This window comes from Wenjunlia tyrosinilytica (assembly GCF_014646055.1).
Lineage (GTDB): Bacteria > Actinomycetota > Actinomycetes > Streptomycetales > Streptomycetaceae > Wenjunlia > Wenjunlia tyrosinilytica.
The window spans coordinates 88789-109937 of sequence record NZ_BMMS01000017.1; the positions used below are offsets into that span (position 1 = coordinate 88789).

Genomic DNA, 21149 nt, shown 5'->3' on the forward strand with positions numbered 1-21149 from the left:
TGGCGGCAAGCTCACGAGCACCGCAACCCGGACCGCGCGGCAGCGCGGTCGCCGTGCTCCATCCAGCAACGAGCGGAACCAACGCCGACGCGAATGCCAGGGCCCCCGGAGGAGTTCAGCCGGCCTCCGCGCAGGCAGCGACCGCGGCGGAGGCGTCTTCCTGCCAGGGGGCACCGGGCACAACCAGCGGGCTGCCGGTCACCGGATCCGGGACCACGACCGATTCGAGGCCGAAGACGTCACGCACGAGATCCACCGTGACGATGTCCGACGGCCGGCCCTGCGCGACAATGCGCCCGGCCTTCATCGCCACCAAGTGGTCGGCGTACCGTGCCGCCTGGTTGAGGTCATGGAGCACCGCGACGACCGTCCGGCCCCGCTCGTGGTTGAGCTGCCGGACGAGGTCCAGCACCTCCACCTGGTGGGAGATGTCCAGATACGTGGTCGGTTCGTCGAGCAGCAGCAGATCCGTCTCCTGCGCGAGTGCCATCGCGATCCACACGCGCTGCCGCTGACCGCCCGACAGTTCGTCGACGGGGCGGTCGGCGAGCGCGGCCACGTCCGTGCGTTCCATGGCGTCGGTGACGGCCCTTTCGTCCTCCTGCGACCACTGCCTCCACCAGCGCTGGTGCGGCTGGCGGCCCCGCGAGACGAGATCGGCGACTGTGATCGCCTCCGGTGCGACCGGCGTCTGCGGCAGCAGCCCGATGGACTGCGCGATCGTCCGGGTGGGCATACCGTCCAGCGCCTCACCGTCCAGGAGCACCGAGCCCCGGCGGGGCCTGAGCAGCCGTCCCAGTGCCCGCAGGAGGGTGGACTTGCCACAGGCGTTCGGGCCGACGACGACGGTGACCCGGCCATGCGGAACGTCCAGATCGAGGCCCTCCACCACCGTGCGTTCCTCGTAGGCCAAAGTCAGGTCGCGGGCGGTCAGCCTGCTCTCGGTCACGCTCTTCCTCCAGTACGGCCGCGGACTATCAGCCAGATCAGATACGGTGCGCCCACGGCCGCGGTCAGCACCCCCACGGGCAGTTCGACCGGCGCGAACAGCAGGCGTGCGGGCAGGTCGGCGGCCACCACGATCAAGGCCCCGAGCAATGCCGAACACAGCAGCGGAATCTGGGCCGTACGCGTCAGGCGGCGGGCGATCTGAGGAGCGAGCAGCGCCACGAAGTCCACCGGTCCGGCCGCACCCGTGGCCAGCGACGCGAACAGCACGCCCAGCAACGCGAGCCCGAACCTCGTCCGGTGCAGCGGCACACCCAGCGCGGTGGCCGTGCCGTCGTCGAACGCGGTGTTGCGCTGGGCCCGTGCCGCCCAGACCACGCAGGGCGCCAGGGCGAGCAGTGTCCACCCCAGCGGTGCGGCCTCGTCCCAGCCGCGCCCGTTGAGCGAGCCCGTGATCCACACCTGCGCCTGATGGGCGACCAGGTAGTCCCCCTTGGTGATGAAGAGGTGAACGACGGACCTGAGCGCGATGGCGACGCCGATGCCGATGAGTACGAACCGTCCCGCGTGCATGCCCCGGCGCCACGCGAAGAGATAGACGGCAAGAGCGGCGAGCACCCCGCCCGCCACCGAGAAGTACGGCAGCACGCCGAAGGATCCGACGCCGAACGTCAGCGCGCCGATGGTCAGGGCACTGGCGCCCTGGGACACACCGATGATGTCGGGGCTGGCGAGCGGATTGCGGGCGACCGTCTGGATCAGGGCACCGCCGACACCGAAGGCGGCACCGACCAGCAATCCGAGAGCGAGCCGGGGCAGCCGCAACTCACCCACGACGAAGTCCGCTCCGGAATCCTGGCCGAACAGCACGTTGAGCACCTCGGTCGGCGCGACGTACCTCTCGCCGAGGCAGAGGTACGCGACGCACAGGGCGGCCGTCAGCACCGCGATGGCGCCCGCGGCAACGGCCGCGCGCCGGTGAACGAGGAAGGATGCCCGGCCGCGCCTGACGAGCGCATACCCGGCGGGACGCGCATCACCGGGACGCCGGCCGATGAGAGAAGTCGTCATGCGCTCACCGCTTTGCGGCGGACCATGGCGATCAGGAACGGTACACCGGTCAGGGCCGTCATCACGCCCGCCGGTATCTCGCCCGGCGGGAACACGATCCGCCCCAGGACATCGGACACCAGCAGCATCACGGGGCCGAGCAAAGCAGCCATCGGCATGATCCAGCGGTGGTCGGCGCCCACCAGGGCGCGCGCGATATGCGGAACCGCGAGGCCCACGAAGGCGATCGGCCCGGCGGCGCAGACACCGACACCGGTGAGCACGGTCGCTCCGATCCCGCCCACGACCCGCACGGTCGCGACCTTCTGTCCGAGCCCCTTGGCGACGTCGTCGCCCAACGCCAGCGCGTCCAGTCCCCGGGCGACGGACAGCACCAAGGCGGTGCCGACCAGGAGGAAGGGCCAGATCCGACCGGCGAGTGCGGCGTCCCGGCCGGCGATCGAGCCCACCTGCCAGAATCGGAACTCGTCCAGGGTGGCGGCGTCCGTCGTCAGCATCCCCTGGATGACGGAGATGAGCAGGGCGTTGATGGCCGCGCCGGCCAGCGCCAGCTTCACCGGGGTCGCCCCGCCGCGCCCGCTCGAGGCCACGGCGTAGACGGCCACCGACGCCGCTGCGGCCCCGACGAAGGCGAACCACACATAGCCGGAGAGGCTGTGCACCCCGGCCAAGGAGATGGCGAGCACGACGCCCACCGCGGCGCCCTGGCTGATGCCGAGGACGCCGGGATCGCCTATGGGATTGCGGGTGATGCCCTGAATGGCCGTGCCCGCCAGAGCGAGCGCCACGCCGACCATCACGCCGACGACGGTCCGGGGCACACGCAGGGACCACATGATGTCGGCGGCCTCGCCCTCTCCCCCGTGCAGCAGGACGTGGACCGCTTCACCCGGGGCGATGTGACGGGCGCCGACGGCGAGGCTGAGCAGCACCGCACACAGCAGCGCGACAGCGGCGGCAGTCGTCCATCCCATGCGGCGGCTCGCCGACGCGGCTCTCGGGCTGCTGATTGCGGCAGCTGACATCGTGTCCATTCCGGTATGACGGGCACTCCTGGCGATCAGGAACTTAGGCAAGCCTAAGCATAGGGCAACCCATGGCATCCCAGCGGACGATGGAAGAAGTGGATCACCGGCACGGCGGCCTCGCCAATCACGGCACGCCCTGCCCGGCGACCACGCGGTGCCTCAGTCCCGGCGCCTCCTGGTCTCCTCGGTCAGCCTCGGGAGCACCTCGAGCAGGTCCCCCACCACTCCGAAGTCGGCGACGTCGAAGATCGGCGCCTGCGGGTCCTTGTTGACCGCGACGACGGTCTTCGAAGTCCGCATGCCCGCCAGGTGCTGGATCGCACCGGAGATGCCCGAGGCGAGGTAGAGCTGGGGCGAGACGGTCCTGCCGGTCTGGCCGATCTGATGCGCATGCGGGTACCAGCCGGCGTCGACCGCCGCGCGGGAGGCGCCGACGGCCGCCCCGAGGGCGTCGGCCAGTTCCTCGATCACGCCGAATCCGTCGGCACCGCCGACACCTCGTCCGCCGGCCACCACGATCGCGGCCTCGCTCAGCTCGGGCCGGTCGGTTGCCGGGCGCACGGTACGGGAGACGACCGTCGCGACGGTGGCGGGGTCGGGAGGGCCGACGGCGACCCGCTCCACCGGGCCCGCCACCGCGTCCGCGCAGACCGGTTCGGCAGTGGCGGCGTTGGGCTTGACGGCGATCACGGGAATGCCGTGGCAGATCCGCGAGGTGATCTCGAAGGACGCGGCGAACACCGACTGGACCGCGACCGGGCCCGCCTCACCGACCCGCACGTCCACCGCGTCGGTGATCAGCCCGGAGCCCAGCCGAAGCGCGACCCTGGCTGCGACCTCCCTGCCCTGCGGGGAGGAGGTCACCAGCACCGCGGCCGCGCCGGCGGTCTCGGCGATCCGGGTCAGCGCGTCCACCTGGGGCACCACCGGATGGTCGGCGAATGCCGCGCCGTCGGCCGCGTACACCTTCGCCGCACCGTAGCGGCGCAGCTGCCCGGCGATGCCGTCCACACCGTCCGAGGCGCCGAGCACGACCGCCGAGGGCTCACCGAGGCGGCGGGCCAGCGTCAGCAGTTCCAGCGCGGGCGGGCGGACTCGGCCGTCCGCATGGTCGACCAGGACGAGGACTTCACTCATGGCTGTTGTCTCCTGCACTGCGGTACACCGCGCCCGAGCCGGGTCGCCATGCATACCGTTGGGTTCGGGCCGGACGTGCGGGCGGTCGGGGCCGGACCTGCGCCGGGCGGTCCGGGCCGGACGGGCGGTCGGATGGTCAGATGAAGGCGCCGGCGGCCAGGAACGCGGCGAGCTGTCCGGCGCCCGCCCCCTCGCCGTCGTCCTCGACGACGGCTCCGGCCCGCCGCTGCGGGCGGGCGGCGATGTGGTCCACCACGGTCCAGGCGCCGCGCAGGCCCACGGTGCCCGGCTCGATGCCCAGGTCGGCCAGGTCCAGGCGGCGCACCGGCTTCTTCCTGGCGGCCACGACTCCCTTGAAGGAGGGGTAGCGGGCCTCGCCGGACCGGTCGGTGACCGAGACCACGGCCGGCAGCGGTGCCCGCAGATCCTCGGTGGCGGCGTCCCCGTCGCGGCGTCCCCGGACCACGCCGTCCTCCACACCGACCTCCGACAGGAGGGTCAGCTGCGGAACGCCCAGCCGCTCGGCCAGCAGTGCCGGGAGCACCCCCATGGCGCCGTCGGTGGAGGCCATCCCGCAGACCACCAGGTCGTAACCGGTCAGCTCCAGCGCCCTGGCCACGATCGCGGAGGTGCCCATCACATCGGTCCCGTGCACGGCGTCGTCCTGGACGTGGACGGCCTTGTCCACACCCATGGCAAGTGCCTTGCGCAGCGCGGTCTCGGCGCCGTCCGGGCCGAGGGTCAGCGCGGTCACCTCGGCGTCCCCGATGGCCTCGGCGAGGCGCAGGGCCTGCTCGACGGCGTGCTCGTCCAGCTCGGACAGCAGCCCGTCGACGGACTCACGGTCGGTCGTGGTGTCCTGGGCGAAGCGGCGGTCGGCGGTGGCGTCGGGCACGTACTTCACGCACACAACGAGTCGGAAGCTCACTGACTCACATCTCCTGACGTTCAGGCGGGATCCGCCGAGAAGAGCACGCCCGGGTTGAGCAGTGCCTCCGGATCCCAGGCCCGCTTGGTGACGGCGGCCAGATCCAGGTCGACCGCGGCGCGAGTGAGGGACAGCCAGCGCGCCTTGGCCACCCCGATGCCGTGTTCGGCGGAGATGGTGCCGCCCCGGCGGGCCACGGCCCGGAGCACGGCCTCGCTCAGCTCCTCGTCGCGGTCCCCGGCATCCAGGATGTTGACGTGGTAGTTGCCCTCCGCCAGGTGGCCGAAGAGCACCAGCCGGGCACCGGGCGCGTGGCGGACCGTCAGTCCGCGCACCTCCTGTTCGAAGGCCGCCAACTCCTCCAACGGGACCGCGACGTCCAGCTTCAGCGGCACCCCCGCGGCGTTGACGGCGTCGGTATGGCCCTCCCGGTGCGCCCACAGGGCGCGCCGGGACGGCTCGTCGGTGGCGATGGCCGAGTCCAGCAGGTCGGGGCTGCGTTCCAGGGCCTCGATCAGGTCGTCGGCGGGGTCCCGCTGCGCCGCACACTCGAGCAGCAGATGGACCGGGTACGGGGTCGGTGTGCGAAAGGGCGAGGGCAGCCGCAGATGCTTGTGGACCAGCGCGACGCCGTCCGCGTAGGTGATCTCGGCAGAGTCCAGTGAGGGCACACTGCCCCGCACCAGGGCCAGCACCCGAAGGGCAGTGGCGGTGTCCTGAAGGGCCAGCAGGACGGTGACCCGGTCGGTGAACAGCGGGATCAGCCGCAGCCGCACCCGGGTGATCACGGCGAGGGTACCCTCGCTGCCCACGAGCAGCTGCGTCAGGTCGTAGCCGGAGCTGTCCTTCGGCAGCCCGGAGAGGCGGTTCATCACCCTGCCGTCCGCCAGGACCGCCTCGACACCCACGACCTGGCTGCGCATCGGGCCCCAGCGCAGCACCCGGAGCCCTCCCGCGTTGGTGGCCACCATCCCGCCGATGGTGGCGCTGTCGCGGGCGGCCAGGTCCACGGCGATGTCGTAGCCGGCCTCCCGCACATGCCGCTGCACGGCGGCAAGGGTGGCTCCGGCGCCTACCGTCACCTGCCCCGAGAGCCGGTCCACCGGCTCCAGGTCGGTGAGCCGGGTCGTGCTGAGCACGGCTTCGCCCTGCCGGGGGACGCCGCCGCCGACCAGGCCGGTGTTGCCGCCCTGGGGGATCACCGGGACGCGGTACTGGGCGCAGGCCCGAAGCACCGCGGCCACCTCGTGCGGGTTGCGGGGGCGGACGACGACGGGGGTGGGGCCGGTGAAGCGCCCCGTCCAGTCGACTTCATGGCCCGCGGTCAGGTCCGGGTCGCTGAGCACGTGGTACCCGCCGACGATGGAGGCGAGCTGGGCCAGCAGGCCCTTCGGCGCGCTGGGGCGTGCGTCAAGGGTTGCCGTCACGGGCACGCTCACTCCCCGTCGTACTGCAGGATGTACAGCCCTGCGTTGTAGTCGGTCATGTACATCACGCCCTCGGGGTCGACGAAGACGTCGCAGCTTTGGACGACCTGGGGCCGTCCGGGCCGCACGTCGTACATCCGCTGGGGGGGCGGGGGCACCCAGGCACCGGTCTGGCGCGGCCGGAAGGCGTCGCCGATGTCGAAGACGCGTACCCCGGCGTTCTGGTAGGTGGCGAAGACCAGGTCGCTGCTGACGAAGGAGCCCGGCCGGTTCTCATGGAGGTTGTGCGGACCGAAGTGGCTGCCCTTGGCGACGTAGTCGGTCTCGTCGGGGGTGGGAAGGGTGGCGATGCTGACCGGGTTGTCCGGCTGCCGGATGTCGAAGATCCAGGTGTGCTTGAGGCCGTCGGCGCAGTTGTCGGCGATGCCCTCGTCGGCCACCACCAGCAGCTCGCGGTCGGGCAGCGGGAGCGCGCTGTGGGTGCCGCCGCCGAACGGTGGCGCCCAGTTGCGGTGGGCGATCAGTGCGGGCGCCGCACGGTCGGAGACGTCCAGCAGGGTCAGCCCTCCGTCCCGCCAGCAGCCGTAGGCGGTGTCGCCGGCGACGACGGCGTGGTGCAGACCGTACCGCCACCGCTCCGTGTCCCAGCCGGGCTCCTCGCCACCGGCGGTGTGCATCCCGGGCAGCCACCAGCGGCCCACCGGCTGGGGCCGGGCCGGATCGCTCATGTCGATGGTGAGGAGGATGTAGTCGGTGAAGCCGTCCAAAAGCGCCGAGGCGTAGGCCCAGCGGCCTCCGACGTACCACAGCCGGTGCAGGCCGACGCCTTCGACGGGCATGAACGCGATTTCCCGCGGTTCGGCCGGTTCGCTGATGTCGTAGACGCGCATCCCGGCGCTGTGCCCGCCGGAGCGGGCGGCGGCCGCTCCCACAGAGCGGCCGTAGTAGGCGGATTCGTCGGCGAAGGACTGCGCCGCGAAGAGATTGGCCGCGTTGATCACCAGCAGAAGGTCGTCGGCGGTCTGCAGGTGGATGCTCCAGGTGCCGGGCGGGGCGGGCAGGAACGCCACGGGCTTCGGGGCACGCGGGTCGCGCACGTCCAGCACGGTCACGCCGTTGGAGAACATGTGGCCCACGTAGGCGTGACCGCGGTGAACCATCACCTGGACGCCGTCGGCGCGGCCGCCCTGGTCGGTGTGGCCGAGGAAGGAGATGTTGGAGGCGAAGTCGGGCTCGGTCCCGGCGCTGGTGGCGCTGGTGGCGCTCGTCATGGTCGTCTGTGCTCCCTGCGAGAAAGCGAACGGGGTCTGTGCGGGCTTCAGCGGCCCCAGATGTCCCGGTAGTGGTCGCGGTAGCCGTTGGGCGGGTCGTAAGTGCCGCTGTCGCCTCCGGCCTTGTGGACGTTGGCGGCCACGACCACGTGCCCGGGCGGGGCGAAGCCGCTGGGCTTCTTTCCGGCGAAGGCGCGGTTGAGCTCGTCGACTGTCTGCCAGCCCTGGAGGTTCAGCGGCTCGGGAATGGTGGCCTGCTGGTAGTCGCCGGCGGCGATGCGCTGGAAGGCGGCCTTGGTGCCGTCCTGGCCACCGAAGTGGATCTTGTCCTTCCCGACCCCGGCGGCGAGCAGCGAGGAGGTGGTGTAGTCGAAGTAGCCGTCATTGATACCGATGACGTGGGTGAGCTTGCCCTTGTAGCGCTGGACAAGGGACGTGATCAGCTGCGGCATCCGCTGGGAGACGTCAGCGACCGGCACCTCGATGGTCTCCAGCATCGAGCACTCGCTGCACTCCTCGACGCGCTTGCGCATGGCGTCGGCCTTCAACTGGGCGATCTTGTACTGGGAGTCGGTGAGGATGACCACGCCCGCCTGGCAGTGGGAGGTGGCTATCACCCAGTCGCTGGTGGCCCGGCCGATCACGGCGGGGTCGGTCGACAGGTTGGTGAAGACCTTGGGGTCCGCGATGGGGCCGGGTTCGGCGGCGGAGTGCCAGCCGACCACCTTGATCCCCTGCGCGGTGGCGCGGCGGATGGCGTCCTTCTGGCCCGCGGCGTCGACCGAGCCGAGCACGATGCCGTCCGGCCGCAGGGCGATCGCCTGGTTCAGCGCGGCCGCCTGGTCGGAGACCGTTCCCTTGCCGTCGATGATCTGGAAGCGCCAGCCGATGGCCTTGGCGGCCTGCCGCACGCCCTGGCCGACGCCGTGCGCGCCGCCGTTGCGCTCGTCGGTGGAGACGTAGACGATGAACTTGCCGCCTTCCGCCTTCGGACCGGTGGTCGGGCCGGTCCAGGTGGTGGACACGGACTGGGCCTCGTCGAAGGCCTTGCGGACGGCGGGGTAGATGGAGCAGGAGCCGGACGCCGACGGGTTCTTCGCGCCGTCGCCTCCGTCCGAGGTCTTCCCCATGGTGCTGGAGCAGGCGGCCAGCAGGAGCATGGTCCCGGCGGCGGCAGCGGCGGCGAGCGGTCTGGTGGATCTGGTGGAGCGGTACGGACGCATCATGATCTCCCGGTGGTGGGGGTGGTGGGGGTGGACGTGGGGGTGGCGGAGGGGATGGTGGAGGACGGGGACGGGGACGGTTCAGCGGTCTGCGGATCGGCGGCGGGCGGGCTCGACGCGGCACGCGCGGCCGCGGCGGCGGTGGCGCGGACGCGCCGCCGCTGGGCGAAGCCGGACAGGCCGACCGCGAGCACCAGCGTGCTGCCGTTGAAGAGGGGTTCGACGAAGAAGGCCTGGCCCAGCTGTTCCAGACCGGAGATGCCGACGGCCAGGACCAGGACGGCGAGGACGGTGCCCCACACATTGGCCCGGCCGGGGCGCACCGAGGTGGAGCCGAGGAAGGCCCCGACGAAGCCGGGGAGCATGAACTCCGGCCCGATGTTGGCCTGCCCGACCTGGAGTTTGGAGGCGACAAGCACACCGGCGCAGGCCGCGAGGACTCCGGAGAGGATGAACGCCCCGGTGGTGCTGCGGCGGGAGGAGATGCCGGTGAGCGCGGCCGCCCTGGGGTTGGCGCCCAAGGCGTACATCCTGCGGCCGACGGGCAGGAACTCGTACGCCACCCACAGCACGAGCGCGACAGCGGCGACATAGAGCGTGGCGATCGGTATCCCGGCCACCTCGGTGGCCGTCAGCCGCAGGAACGCCGGTGCGAGCCGGCCGGTGACCTGCTGTCCCTCGGTGTACCAGTTGGACAGCCCGAACAGGATGGTCCCCATGCCGAGGGTGGCGATGAACGAGTTGATCTTCGCCACTTCCACCAGGAGGCCGTTGACCAGCCCGACCAGCGCGCCGACGGCGAGCACCACGACGACGACCAGCGGCCAGGGCAGCCCGGAGCGGACCTGGAGGCCGACGGCGAGGATATGGGTGAGCCCGAGCAGATAGCCGACCGACAGGTCGAACTGACCGGCGGTCATGGGCACCATCACGGCCAGCGCGATGAATCCCACGGCGGCCTTGTCGGCCAGGATGGTGCGGGCGTTGAACGCGGTGGGAAAGGTGTCGGGCAGTGCCAGGCTGAACACGATCACCAGCACGACGAGCAGCACCAGCAGCCCGTGCGTCCCGATCAGGCGCTGAAGGGACAGCCGGCGCGGACGCGTGGGCACGCTCCGCGGGGAGGGTGGCAAGGTCGTGGGCGCGGTGGCGGTCATCGCGAGTTCTCCGTTCGAGCGGGGCCGTGTGAGGCGGCCGCGATCAGCGTGGCCGGGGTGAGCTGCTCGCCCTCCAGCAGCCGGCCGGCGCGGCCCCGGTTGAGGACGAGGGCGCGGTGGCAGATTCCGGCGACCTCCTCGAAGTCGGAGGAGATGACCAGCACGGTGTTGCCGGCGGCGGTGAACTCCCGCAGCAGCCGGTAGATCTCGGCCTTGGCGCCGATGTCGACGCCGATGGTCGGCTCCTCCAGCACGAGCAGGCGGATGGGGCTGCTCAGCCAGCGGGCCAGCACCAGCTTCTGCTGGTTGCCGCCGGAGAAGGTCTGGACCGGGCGGTCAGGGTCGGCCGGCCGTACGCGGAACCGGTCGATCAGCTCCTTCGCCGCCGCGCGCTCTGCCGCCCGCGGCCGGGGGCGCAAGGCTCCGGCGCCGCGCCGGCGGGGGTTGAGGAAGAGGTTCTCCGCGGCGGTCAGGTCGGCGGCCAGGGACTCCTCGGCCCGGTTGCTGGACACGAAGCCGATACCCTGGGCGAGCGCCTCCCGCACCGAGCCGGGGCACCCCTCCCGGCCCTCCCACTCGACCGTGCCGCCGCGCAGTGCGGTCAGGCCGAACAGGGCCCGCCCGATCTCCTCCTGGCCCGCGCCGCGCAGCCCGGCGAGTCCGAACACCTCCGCGCGGCGCAGCCGGAACGACACCGGTCCGGCGGCGGGGGTGCGCACGTCCCGCAGCGCGAGCAGTGTCTGTTCCCGGGGCGGCTCGGGGCGGGGGAAGACCTCTCCCAGCGGCCGGCCCACGATGGCGCCGACCAGCGCGTCGGGGTCGGTGTCGGCCGTACGCCCCTGCCAGACCAGCTGCCCGTCGCGCAGCACCGAGACCCGGTCGGCGATGCGGAAGACCTCATCGAGCCGGTGCGTCACATAGAGCGCGCCCACGCCCTGGTCGCGCAGGCGGCCCAGGACCGCCAGCAGGGCGGCCACATCCTCCTCCGGCAGGGTCGCGGTCGGCTCGTCCAGCACCACCACGTCGCGGCGCTGGGCGAGCGCCCGGGCGATGGCCACGATGGACCGCGCGCCGGGGGCGAGCGAGGACACCGGCTCGTCCACGTCGATCTCGGCGTGCAGCAGGTCGAGGACCTCCCGGGCCCGCCGGGCCGCGGCCCGCCAGCTGATCAGCCCCGCCCGCCGCGGATATCCGACGGTCAGGGCGATGTTCTCGGCCACCGAGAGCGTCTCGACCAGGCCGAGGTCCTGGTGGATGAACGCGATGTCCAGGTCCTCGCCGATGGCGAGGGGCACTCCGCGGCGCTGGATCTCGCCGTCGTCGGCCCGGTACACCCCGGCGAGCATCTTGATCACCGTGGACTTTCCCGCGCCGTTCTCGCCGAGCAGGGCGTGGACCTCGCCGCCGTGCAGCGCCAGGTCGACGCCGTCGACCACCGTGACCGAGTTGAACCGCTTGGTGAGCCTGCGGCAGTCCAGCAGCGGCTGCACTGCCGTTACGGCCTGCTCATGTGCTGTGAGCACGTCGGCCTCCCTGTGTCGGCGCCTGCAATACGCCGTTTGCCTGGCCGAAACCATGCCGCCGCGCCGGGGCGGGTCCTATGTGGCCGTTCCCCGTCTTTCCCTCCCGCGGTTGTGGGCCGTCACAGGTACCCGCCGAGCGCGGGGCGGCGGGCTCGCCCACGGGGGCCGCGGCGGTGTCCGGTGCGCAGACCAGGCGCGCGTGGACCGTCTTGCCGAACGGGCGCCGCACCGCCCCCCAGGTCTCGGCGAGCTGGTCGACCAGGCACAGGCCGTATCCCCCGTACGCGCCGCGCCCGGATTCGGGGACCAGGGCGGGGAGCGTGCCGCTGCGGTCGTCGACCTCGATCGTGAGGGCCCGCCCGTCCCACCCCATGCGCATCTCGACGGCACCGCCGCCGTGCCGCCCGGCGTTGGTCACCAGTTCCGAGACGGTGAGCACGGCGGAGTCCGCCGTGTCGCGGAGCAAGGGGTCCGGGGAGGCCGACAATCCCGCCGCGGCCACCAGTTCCCGGGCGGCCGAGCGGGCACGGGCTCCGGGGTTGGACTCGTGGCCGAGCGGAAGGCGGCTCGTGGCCGGACGGATGTCGGCACGGACCGCGCCGCGCGAAGGGGGTGATGCAGAGACCATGGTGGTTCCTCGATGCCGACCTGCGGGGGGCCGCCCGGCCGACCGCTCCGAGCGGGGCAAATCACTCGATATCCAGGTGAAACGATGCGCCCCTTCGGCTTCCCGTCCCATGGGAGCCCGCCTAGACTTTCCGCGAGGGGCTTGTGATCAGCCACAGCTGGAGGCATCCGTGATGGATCACGACACGGAACTCGAGCGGCTGCGGAGCTGGTCGGACGCGGTCGCCGAGATCACCAGAATGGTCAACTCGGACAGCGGTGCCGGACTCCTCGATCTGATCGCCGCCCGCACGTCGGAGCTGACCGGGTACGACTTCTGCTCGGTGCAACTGCACGACGCCGAGCACCAGAGCCTGCTCATCGCGGGGTCCTTCGGACTCGAACCCAGCTATGTGGAGCACGTCAACACCGACCGGCCCATCCGGCTCCGGCCAGGGGACGACTACTACGACAGCCCTTCCAGCCGCGCGTTCCGGGAGCGGCACACCATCGAGGTGGCGAGCGTGGCGGACGCGGCCTTCGCCCCGTGGCGCTCGATCGCCGAGGAGCAGGGCTACCGGTCGATGGTCGCCGTGCCGATGGTGGTCGAGGGCGAGGTGGTCGGCGTCCTGACCTGCTACAGCCGTCGGCCGGGCAAGCTCACCCGCGACGAACGCGACGCGGTCGAGCTGATGGCCGGACAGGCCGGCGTGGCCATCCACACCGCGGAGCTGCGCCGCCGGGAGCGGCAGGCCCTGGCCAGGCTGGAGGAGAGCAACCATGCCCTGCAGCGCCATCAGAAGGTGCTGGAGCGGGCCGACCGCATGCACCGCCAGCTCATGCGGGTGGTCCTCGCCGACCAGGGGCTGGACAACGTGGTGCAGGCTCTCGCCCGGGTGCTCCGCGCCCCGGTGGCGATCGAGGACGCCTCCGGAACGGAGCTGGTGCACGCGGACTTCCTCAGCCGCCGGGCGATGCCGCTGCCCTCGGACTCCGACCCCGCGGTGGCCACCGCGCTGGACACCGTCCACGCCCGCAGGCAGGTCACGGCCGTGCGACCCGAGAAGAGCGACGGGGAGGCAGGGGACGACTTCTGGGTGGGCCCGGTGGTGATCGGCAACGAGGTGGTGGCCAGGCTGTGGGTACGGGCCCCCTCGCAGGGTCTCGGCCCCCTGGAGCGCCGGGCCGTCGAACGCGGCGGCCTGGTGGTCGCCATGGAAATGCTCAAGCGGCGCACGGCGCTGGAGGTCGAACTGCGGCTCTCCCGCGACGTGCTGACCGACCTGATGCTGGGTGAGGGCGCCCACCGGCCCGCGGATCTTCTCGCGCTGGCGGAGAACCTGGGCCACGACCTGTCCGGGCCGCACCGGGTGCTCGTCGCCTCCCTGGACACCGGCAGGAGCGGACCGCGCGAGCCGGAGGTGTCGGGGCGGCGCATGGTCTCGGCGGCGTTGCGGGCCACCGACGGCATCCGGCCCAAGCCGCTGGTGGGACTGCGCCAGGACGCCGGCATCATGCTGCTGCCCACCGCGTCGACGAGCATCCGCAGTCCCCGGGAGGTGGCCGGGCGGTGGCGCGCCGAACTGGAGCGGCTGGCCCCCGACTCGGTGGCCACCGTGGTACTCGCCGAGCCCTGCGCGGACCTCGGCGACTATCCGGCGGCCTTCGCCGTGGCGAGGGGCGCGCTGCGCCTGGCCACCCACGGCGCTGCGGCCGGACGGGTTGTCGATCTCACCGAGTTCGGGCTCTACACCGTGCTCCTGCGCAGCTCCGACCCCGAGCCCCTGCTGGAGTTCGCGTCCACCACGCTGGCACCGCTGCGCGCCCACGACGAGCGGCGCGGCACCGATCTGCTCCGAACGCTCCGGGCCTACCTGGAACACGGCGGGCGCACCAGTGAGGTGGGCGCCGAGCTGATGGTGCACGCCAACACCGTCCTCAACCGGGTGGCACGGCTGGAGAGCCTGCTGGGCGTGGACCTCGCCGATCCCCGGGCACGTCTGGAGATCCAACTCGCCCTGATGGTCGCCGACGTGGCCGACACCACAGGTGTGGCGAACCACAGCCCCCACCCCTGAAGTATGGGCACTCCCCCATGTCCCGGCCGGGGGCCGCCGGGCACGCTCATGGCCGAGGCGGAACTCCCGCTTCAGCGTGCAGCGAAGGAGATCCAACGGTGAGCCGATCCGCAGCACTGGCCCGCGGGGTATGGGGCGTGCTCGCCACGCCGTTCCATGGCCCCGACCTCAGGGTCGACCGGACGTCGGTGGAGCGGCTGGTCCGCCTCTACCACGACTGCGGAGCCACCGGGCTGACCGCGCTCGGGGTCTTCGGCGAGGCCGCCTCGCTCACCCCGGCGGAGCGGCGCGAGGTGCTGTCGGCAGTCGCCGCGGCACGGGGCGCACTGCCCGTCGTGGCGGGGCTGACCGCGCTGGCCACCCGGCCGGCCGCGGAGCAGGCCGCCGAGGCGGTCGCCGCGCTGGGTGGCGGGTGCGCCGGTGTCATGGTCCAGGTCAACACCGCCGACGGGGACGCCCTCGCGCGTCACCTGGGCGCCGTGCACGACGCGTGCGGTGCCGGCGTCGTCGTACAGGACTACCCCCTGCACAGCGGCGTCCGGATCGATCGCACCACTCTCGGCGAGGTCGTCGCGAACTGCCCCTTCGTGGTCGGGGTCAAGGCCGAGGCCGCGCCGACCGCGCCGGCTGTCGCCGCCCTCGCCAAGCACACCAGGGTCCCGGTCTTCGGCGGGCTGGGCGGGGTCGGCCTGCTGGACGAACTCGCGGCGGGCGCCGCCGGGGTGATGACAGGGTTCTCCTTCCCCGAAGCCCTCGTCGCCACCGTCGGTGCCTGGCACACCGGCGGCTTCCCGGCGGCGCGCGCGACGCTGGCCCCCTGGCTGCCGCTGGTCAACTTCGAAGCCGTGCCAGGCATCGGGCTGGCTGTGCGCAAGGAGCTCCTGCAGCGGCGCGGGGTGATCGCCGAGGCGGGGGTGCGGCTGCCCGCCCCGCCCCTGCCCGCCGGGATGGCGGCCTCGGCCGCAGCACACCTGGCGGCGGTCGAGTCCATGGCTGGACTCTGATGGACCTGGGTATCGAGGGCCGTACCGCGCTCGTGGCCGCCGCGACCGGCGGCCTCGGCCTGGCCACTGCCGCCGCGCTGGCCGCCGAGGGGGCCCGGGTGGTGCTCTTCGGCCGCGACGAGGAGCGGGCCGCTGCCGCCGCGGCGGGGCTGCCCGCCGCCGTCGGGCTCACCGCCGACCTCACCGACCCGGATGCGCCCCGCCGTGTGGTGCAGGCCTGCGAGTCCCGCTACGGGCCGGTGGACATCCTCGTGCTCAACAGCGGAGGGCCGCCCATGGCGGCGGCCACCGAGACCACCGAGGAGCAACTGGCCGCCGCGCACGAACTGCTCCTGCTGTCCGCGCACCGCCTGCTGACACTCGTGCTGCCCGGCATGCGGCGCCGAGGCTGGGGGCGGGTGGTGGCGATCGGCTCCAGCGGGGTCGAGGAGCCGCTGCCCGGCCTGGCGCTCTCCAACACCTACCGGGCGGGGCTGGCCGGACTGCTCAAGACGGTGGCCGGCGAGGTCGCCGCCGACGGCGTCACGGTCAACCTTCTGCTCCCCGGGCGGATCGCCACGCAGCGTGTCGCCTCGCTGGACCGGGCCGCCGCCGCGCGCACCGGACGCACACCCGAGGAAGTCGCCGCGGCGTCGCGCGGCAAGATCCCGGCAGGCCGGTACGGCCGCCCTGAGGAGTTCGCCGCGGTCGCCGCCTTCCTGTGCGGCGAGCCCGCCTCGTTCGTCACAGGCTCACGGATCAGGGTCGACGGCGGACTCATCGCCGGCCACTGATACCGGACACCCCTATCCGAAAGCGAGAGCTATGAGTTGGGCAGTGCTGGGGATGGGCCCTGTGGGGCAGCGGTTCGCGGACGCTCTGGAGCGCGCGGGACGGCGGGTGGTGGTCTATGACCCGCTCCCCGACCGATGCGCCGGGCACCGGGCCGCCGACTCCGCCGCCGGGGCGGTCGCCGCGGCCGACTGGGTGCTCTCGGCCGTACCCGCCGCGGCCTGCGTCGCCGCCGCCCAGGCGGTGGGCCGGGCCGCCGGGCGCGACACGCACCTGGTCGACATCAGCTCCGCGGAGCCGAAGGCCAAGCGGAGCGCGGCCCGCCACCTGCCGGACGGGCGCTACGTGGACGCCACCTTGCTGGACGCGATCACCGCTGACATCCCACTGGTCTGCCTGTCCGGCCCGCGCCAGGACACGGCGGCGGCCGCACTGGCCGGCCTGGGGCTGGAGATCGCCTCCGCGGGCCCCGAGGTGGGGACCGCGGCACAGGTCAAACTGCTGCGCTCGCTGGTGATGAAGCCGCTCGAGGTGCTCACCATAGAGCTGATGGCGCAGGCGCGTGACCTGGACCCGGAAGGCATCGCGCTGTGGTCGGTCGAGCGCTCACTTCGTACGCCCTACCGGACGGTCGCCCACGACTTCCTGACCAGCAACCGGCTGCACGCCGGGCGCCGCGCGGCCGAACTGGACGCGGCGGCCGCCGCGGTGGCCGCACCCGGCTCCGCGTCCCTGTACGCGCCGATGGCTGACGGGCTCACCCGGCTCGCCGAGCGCTGGCGGGCACCCGGCGCCCCGGATCCCGACGCGCCCGCCGAGCGGCTGCTCGCGCATCTGTCGCCGGACGGCGGACGCGGCCGATGAACAGCCGTCCCCACGCGGCGGCGCACCCCCGACCGACTCACGAGGTGGAGAGCATGAACACATCAGCGACGCCCGGAAGCGTCCTGGTCGCCGGGGCCGGCGGCGTCATCGGCAGGCACGCCGCGGCCCAGTACGCCCTGCAACCGGGCCGACTGGTCCGGGGCGTGAGCCGCCGGACCCCCCAGGACGCCACCTGGGAGCATCTGCCAGTGGACCTCGCCGACCGGGGAGCCGCCCGGGCCGGACTCGCCGCGGCGGGCGACACCACGCATCTGGTCTTCGCCGCCTACAGCGAGCAGGGCACACTCGGCGAGCAGATAGCGCCCAACGTCGCTCTCCTCGACCACACCCTCGACGCCCTCGACGCGGCCGGGGCGCCGCTGCGCCATGTCACCCTCTACCAGGGCGGCAAGGCATACGGTGCCCATCTCGGCCACTTCAAGACGCCTGCCAGGGAGGACGATCCACGCCTGCTCGGCCCCAACTTCTACTACGACCAGGAGGACCTGCTGCGCCAGGTCGCCGAGGAACGTGGCTTCACCTTCACCATCCTGCGCCCCGAGGGAGTTGTCGGCTACGCCGTGGGCAACCCGATGAACCTGCTGATGGTGATCGGCGTGTACGCCTCGATCTGCCGGGAGCTCGGGCTCCCCCTGCGGTTCCCCGGAAGCCACGCCGCCTACGACGCGCTCTACCAGGTGACCGACGCCGAGCTGCTGGCACGGGCGACGGTCTGGGCGGGCGACAGCCCGGCCGCCGCCGGGGAGACTTTCAATGTCACCAACGGCGACCAGTTCAGGTGGCGCCATGTGTGGCCGTCCGTCGCCCGCCACTTCGCCATGCCCCTCGCCGAGCCGCAGCCGCTCTCGCTCAGCGAGCACATGGCGGACAAGGAGGAAGTGTGGCACCGACTGGCCAAGAGGCACGGCCTGCGGCCGACACCGTGGCGGGACCTGGTCGGATGGGGGTTCGGCGACTTCCTCTTCCACGCCGACTTCGACAACGTCAGCTCCACCGTCAAGATCCGGCAGGCCGGGTTCGGTGACTGCTACGACTCCGAGCAACGCTTCCTCGGACTCTTCGACCGGCTGGCCGCGCAGCGGATCCTTCCACCCGCCGGATAAGGGGAATTCGGGACATACGGGTGCGCACCGGTGGTCGGCGTCGCGTCACAGCAGCGATAGAGCCGCAGCACCCTTCGTGGACCCTGGGCCGTGCACCGGCATGAGCCTTGAGCGGCATGGAGGTGTCGCGCCGGCTGTCGAGTTCGGCTGCGGCGGCATCAAGGCCTTCGCGGGTGCGTCAGGACAACCGTTGCACGGCCGTTGGGCTCCACCGCCGAAAGCCCGGCGATGGAGCCCAACCGCTTGCACGGGCCACGTCAGGCGGCGTGGGATCCCCGGCTCTCCGGACTGGAGCACTGGCAGTTCCCCTTCCACTGGCAGCTCCCCTACCACGGGCACCTCACCTTCCACAGACGGCGGTCCCCATCTGTGGCCGTATGGCCTCGACCCCGATGACAGCCCATCCGCACTGCCGCGATCCCACTCCGCTCACTCCGTCGCCACAGGGCACGACCCCGTCGAGGCGGTATCGCGATCGGGCAGTCAGGCGGTGCTGTCGGCCAGGTCACCGGCCAGGGCGGCGCGGCGGCGGGGGAAGTCGTCCAGGAGCGGCTCGATCCTCGGTGCCGTGTACGGCGCCCCGCTGATCCCCCGCTCGGCCAGCAGCCGGGTGACCTCCTGCGCGGTCGGCTCGCTGCCCCGGCCCTTCAGGTACTGCCACGCCGTGTAGATGCGGAACTCGGGCAGGTAGCGGCGCAGCGTGGAGGGGCTGACGGCCCCGCCGGAGCGTCCGGTGAAGCCGCGGTCGGCGAGGAAGTCGGACAGTTGGCCGCCGGTCGGCTCCGTGCCGAAGGTCCGCAGGTACTGGGCCCACGCCCGGTAGTACCGGTCCACCGTGCTGAGCTGCGCCTGGCTCGACTGCCGGTCCATGGGCGGTGGACCGCCCGCCGACGCCGAAGGAGGGGCCGGGGCAAGTTGTTCCGGGTCTGCGGGCACGCTGATCACGGCACGGCGGACCGCGGACTCGCGGAGCGCGACAGCCGGGGCAGCGATGCGGCCGTGGTCGGCAGGGGGAAGGTCCCTGGGCTCTCGCACGCCGGCTGCGGCGTCCTCGAGCAAGGCCGCGCCCGGGTCGGGCTCGGCCACCGAGCTCGGCCCTTGGCCACCTGGGGCGGCTTGCAGGGCCGGGGCAGCCGCTGCCGCGGGCTCCAGGGGCTCCAGCGGCTGCAGGGGCTCTGCGGTAGCACTCGTGATCTGGATGCCTGCCGCGGCCAGGCCCTGGGGTCCGGTCTGCGTCAGCGGCACCCCCAACCGTGCCAGCCGCAGCGGCATCAGCGCCTCCGTCGGAGCCTGGCGCCGCCACGCCCGCCCGTACCGGGCCCGCAGCCGGGCCCGGTACACCAGGCGCTCCCGCTCCAGTGCGATGACCTGGTCGTACGAGCGCAACTCCCACAACCTCATCCGCCGCCACAGCCGGAAGGTCGGCACGGGGGCGAGCAGCCACCGGGCCAGGCGCACCGATTCCATGTGCCGGTCGGCGGTGATGTCCGCGACCCGGCCCACCGCGTGCCGCGCGGCCTCCACCGCGACGATGAACAGCAGCGGGATCACCGCGTGCATGCCCACCCCCAGCGCATCCGGCCACGACGCCGCGCCGTTGAAGGCGATCGTGGCGGCCGTCAGCAGCCAGGCAGCCTGCCGCAGCAATGGGAACGGGATCCGCAGCCAGGCCAGCAGCAGATCCAGCGCCAGCAGTACCACAATCCCGGCATCGACACCGACGGGGAAGACATACGCGAACGACCCGAAGCCCTTACGCACCGCCAGGTCACGCACGGCGTCGTACGAACCGAGGAACCCGATCCCCGCGATCACCACAGCACCGGCCACGACCACGCCGACCAGCACTCGGTGAACCCCAGTCAGCCGCACCAGGCGCCTCGACTCCGCCGACTCCACCACACCCCGCCCCTCCAACCACCCACCAGGTCCCGCCCACACTCTCACGCGCCACCGACCAGCACGCACCGAGATCGGCGTGCTCCGGCAAAGTCCCGTCCGATCGGCAGTTGCGGGGCGCGCCCCCCGCGCGCAGGGAGGGTCTGCGACGGCGCTGGTTCCGGGTCGAGCCACGCTGTCCGCCGACGCCTGCGGGCACCGACGTTCAGGTCGGTGCGAGCACAGCCCGGCCTTTCGCCTTCGATGGTTGTGGCAGGGGCGGCTCTAGCAGTCAGGAAGTGACTGCTGCTTCGCGAGGACGAGCATATCGTGACCACTGATGGCGAACCTGTAGCCAGGGCGTTTGTCGTCCCTGTCCGGGGACTTGTGGACGTAATCACTCTTCAGCGTGCCGTCACGGTCAAGTCGCCACGGTCTTCCGCGCCAGTCCTTGAAGGCCGTTGCGTCGAGAGTACGCAACCAGGGCTCCCAATCATCCTTGAGTACGCTCAGCCTGGCCCGTTTGACGTCCTGCATGTCCAGCGTCCAACGGGTGCACGGAGGGACGTTCGGAAACTTGAATGCCCATCGTGCCTGATCGGAGTCCGAAGTCAGAACGACGACACCCCTGACGCTCCTGAGGGAGTAGTTCGACAGCGCGAGAGCGGTGCTCATCTTGTTCTTGCTCAGTTGGATGGCCGAGTCGAACAGTGCCGCTTGTTCCTCGATTCGGATCCGATCCTGCTCGCGGCTTTGTTCCAGTTGGTCCTGAGTGGCCTGCGACTGGAGAATCCCGCCATACCCACTCAGGACCAAGCCGATTCCAGCCACAACGACTGCGCCCACTTGAGCCCTGTCGACCCATCGCGCCCGATCCTGCGCTCGCGAATTCTCTGTCCTGTGACGGGCCGCGATCTGAGTCAAGCGCTCACGTTGTGCCAATTTGAACCTCCCCAAGACATTTCAGGTCCGGTGACACGAATGCGGGACTGCCGCACGAGGGGTTGCGCGCGCTTGCGCCTCACAGACCGCCGCCAGACTAACGACAAGAGGATCGGTGGATGGCCCTGACTGTGCGATTGATACATAACGCGAGGTCCAGCCGCCCCAT

General features: G+C 72.1%; 18 protein-coding genes. 5 read left to right on the plus strand and 13 right to left on the minus strand.

All coding sequences use genetic code 11. The annotated features are described in order from the left end of the window. Positions 1-115: 115 nt before the first annotated feature. The 11 genes from IEY86_RS20065 to IEY86_RS20115 all read right to left on the minus strand — a co-directional run bounded on the left by IEY86_RS20065 (position 116) and on the right by IEY86_RS20115 (position 12341). Entirely contained in the window at positions 116-949 is an 834-nt protein-coding gene (locus IEY86_RS20065; RefSeq protein WP_189133147.1) for an ABC transporter ATP-binding protein, read from the minus strand. Further along, on the minus strand, positions 946-2019 hold the full coding sequence (locus IEY86_RS20070) for a FecCD family ABC transporter permease (protein WP_189133148.1): 1074 nt from the start codon (positions 2017-2019) through the stop codon (positions 946-948). The genes IEY86_RS20065 and IEY86_RS20070 overlap by 4 nt, the downstream gene beginning before the upstream one ends. Next, positions 2016-3044 (minus strand): FecCD family ABC transporter permease, encoded by a 1029-nt coding sequence (locus tag IEY86_RS20075; protein WP_189133149.1) that lies wholly within the window; start codon positions 3042-3044, stop codon positions 2016-2018. The genes IEY86_RS20070 and IEY86_RS20075 overlap by 4 nt, the downstream gene beginning before the upstream one ends. 162 nt (positions 3045-3206) lie before the next feature. Beyond that, complete coding sequence (locus IEY86_RS20080) at positions 3207-4184, minus strand: electron transfer flavoprotein subunit alpha/FixB family protein (RefSeq protein WP_189133150.1); 978 nt, start codon at positions 4182-4184, stop codon at positions 3207-3209. 136 nt (positions 4185-4320) lie between these two features. Further along, the gene (locus IEY86_RS20085) at positions 4321-5112 is read right to left on the minus strand and encodes an electron transfer flavoprotein subunit beta/FixA family protein (protein WP_189133151.1); all 792 of its coding nucleotides are present in this window, start codon (positions 5110-5112) and stop codon (positions 4321-4323) included. A gap of 20 nt (positions 5113-5132) precedes the next feature. After that, positions 5133-6539 (minus strand): FAD-binding oxidoreductase, encoded by a 1407-nt coding sequence (locus IEY86_RS20090; RefSeq protein ID WP_229698605.1) that lies wholly within the window; start codon positions 6537-6539, stop codon positions 5133-5135. Between the two features lie 8 nt (positions 6540-6547). Beyond that, entirely contained in the window at positions 6548-7810 is a 1263-nt protein-coding gene (locus tag IEY86_RS20095; RefSeq protein WP_189133152.1) for an LVIVD repeat-containing protein, read from the minus strand. Positions 7811-7857: 47 nt separating this feature from the next. After that, entirely contained in the window at positions 7858-9036 is a 1179-nt protein-coding gene (locus IEY86_RS20100; protein WP_189133153.1) for a substrate-binding domain-containing protein, read from the minus strand. Next, complete coding sequence (locus IEY86_RS37575) at positions 9033-10190, minus strand: ABC transporter permease (RefSeq protein ID WP_189133154.1); 1158 nt, start codon at positions 10188-10190, stop codon at positions 9033-9035. Before IEY86_RS37575 ends, IEY86_RS20100 begins: the two co-directional genes overlap by 4 nt. Next, entirely contained in the window at positions 10187-11713 is a 1527-nt protein-coding gene (locus IEY86_RS20110; RefSeq protein ID WP_229698606.1) for a sugar ABC transporter ATP-binding protein, read from the minus strand. The genes IEY86_RS37575 and IEY86_RS20110 overlap by 4 nt, the downstream gene beginning before the upstream one ends. Next, positions 11697-12341: an ATP-binding protein gene (locus IEY86_RS20115; protein WP_189133156.1), complete on the minus strand. Its 645-nt coding sequence runs from the start codon at positions 12339-12341 to the stop codon at positions 11697-11699. The genes IEY86_RS20110 and IEY86_RS20115 overlap by 17 nt, the downstream gene beginning before the upstream one ends. A 172-nt stretch (positions 12342-12513) precedes the next feature. On the opposite strand from IEY86_RS20115, the gene IEY86_RS20120 reads away from it, so the two are divergent. The 5 genes from IEY86_RS20120 to IEY86_RS20140 all read left to right on the plus strand — a co-directional run bounded on the left by IEY86_RS20120 (position 12514) and on the right by IEY86_RS20140 (position 18160). Then, entirely contained in the window at positions 12514-14397 is a 1884-nt protein-coding gene (locus tag IEY86_RS20120; RefSeq protein WP_189133157.1) for a helix-turn-helix domain-containing protein, read from the plus strand. Positions 14398-14495: 98 nt separating this feature from the next. Beyond that, on the plus strand, positions 14496-15401 hold the full coding sequence (locus tag IEY86_RS20125) for a dihydrodipicolinate synthase family protein (RefSeq protein WP_229698607.1): 906 nt from the start codon (positions 14496-14498) through the stop codon (positions 15399-15401). Next, entirely contained in the window at positions 15401-16174 is a 774-nt protein-coding gene (locus IEY86_RS20130; protein WP_189133159.1) for an SDR family oxidoreductase, read from the plus strand. The genes IEY86_RS20125 and IEY86_RS20130 overlap by 1 nt, the downstream gene beginning before the upstream one ends. A 31-nt stretch (positions 16175-16205) precedes the next feature. Further along, positions 16206-17036, plus strand: coding sequence for an NAD(P)-binding domain-containing protein (locus IEY86_RS20135; RefSeq protein ID WP_189133160.1), 831 nt, complete (start codon positions 16206-16208; stop codon positions 17034-17036). 53 nt (positions 17037-17089) lie between these two features. Continuing rightward, a complete protein-coding gene (locus IEY86_RS20140; RefSeq protein WP_189133161.1) occupies positions 17090-18160 on the plus strand; it encodes an SDR family oxidoreductase in 1071 nt (356 codons plus the stop codon). A 483-nt stretch (positions 18161-18643) separates the two neighbouring features. On the opposite strand, the gene IEY86_RS36585 is transcribed toward IEY86_RS20140, so the two are convergent. Both IEY86_RS36585 and IEY86_RS20150 read right to left on the minus strand, forming a co-directional pair. Next, the gene (locus IEY86_RS36585; RefSeq protein ID WP_373287059.1) at positions 18644-20062 is read right to left on the minus strand and encodes a DUF2637 domain-containing protein; all 1419 of its coding nucleotides are present in this window, start codon (positions 20060-20062) and stop codon (positions 18644-18646) included. Positions 20063-20323: 261 nt separating this feature from the next. Further along, complete coding sequence (locus tag IEY86_RS20150; RefSeq protein WP_189133162.1) at positions 20324-20884, minus strand: hypothetical protein; 561 nt, start codon at positions 20882-20884, stop codon at positions 20324-20326. Between the last annotated feature and the right edge of the window lie 265 nt (positions 20885-21149).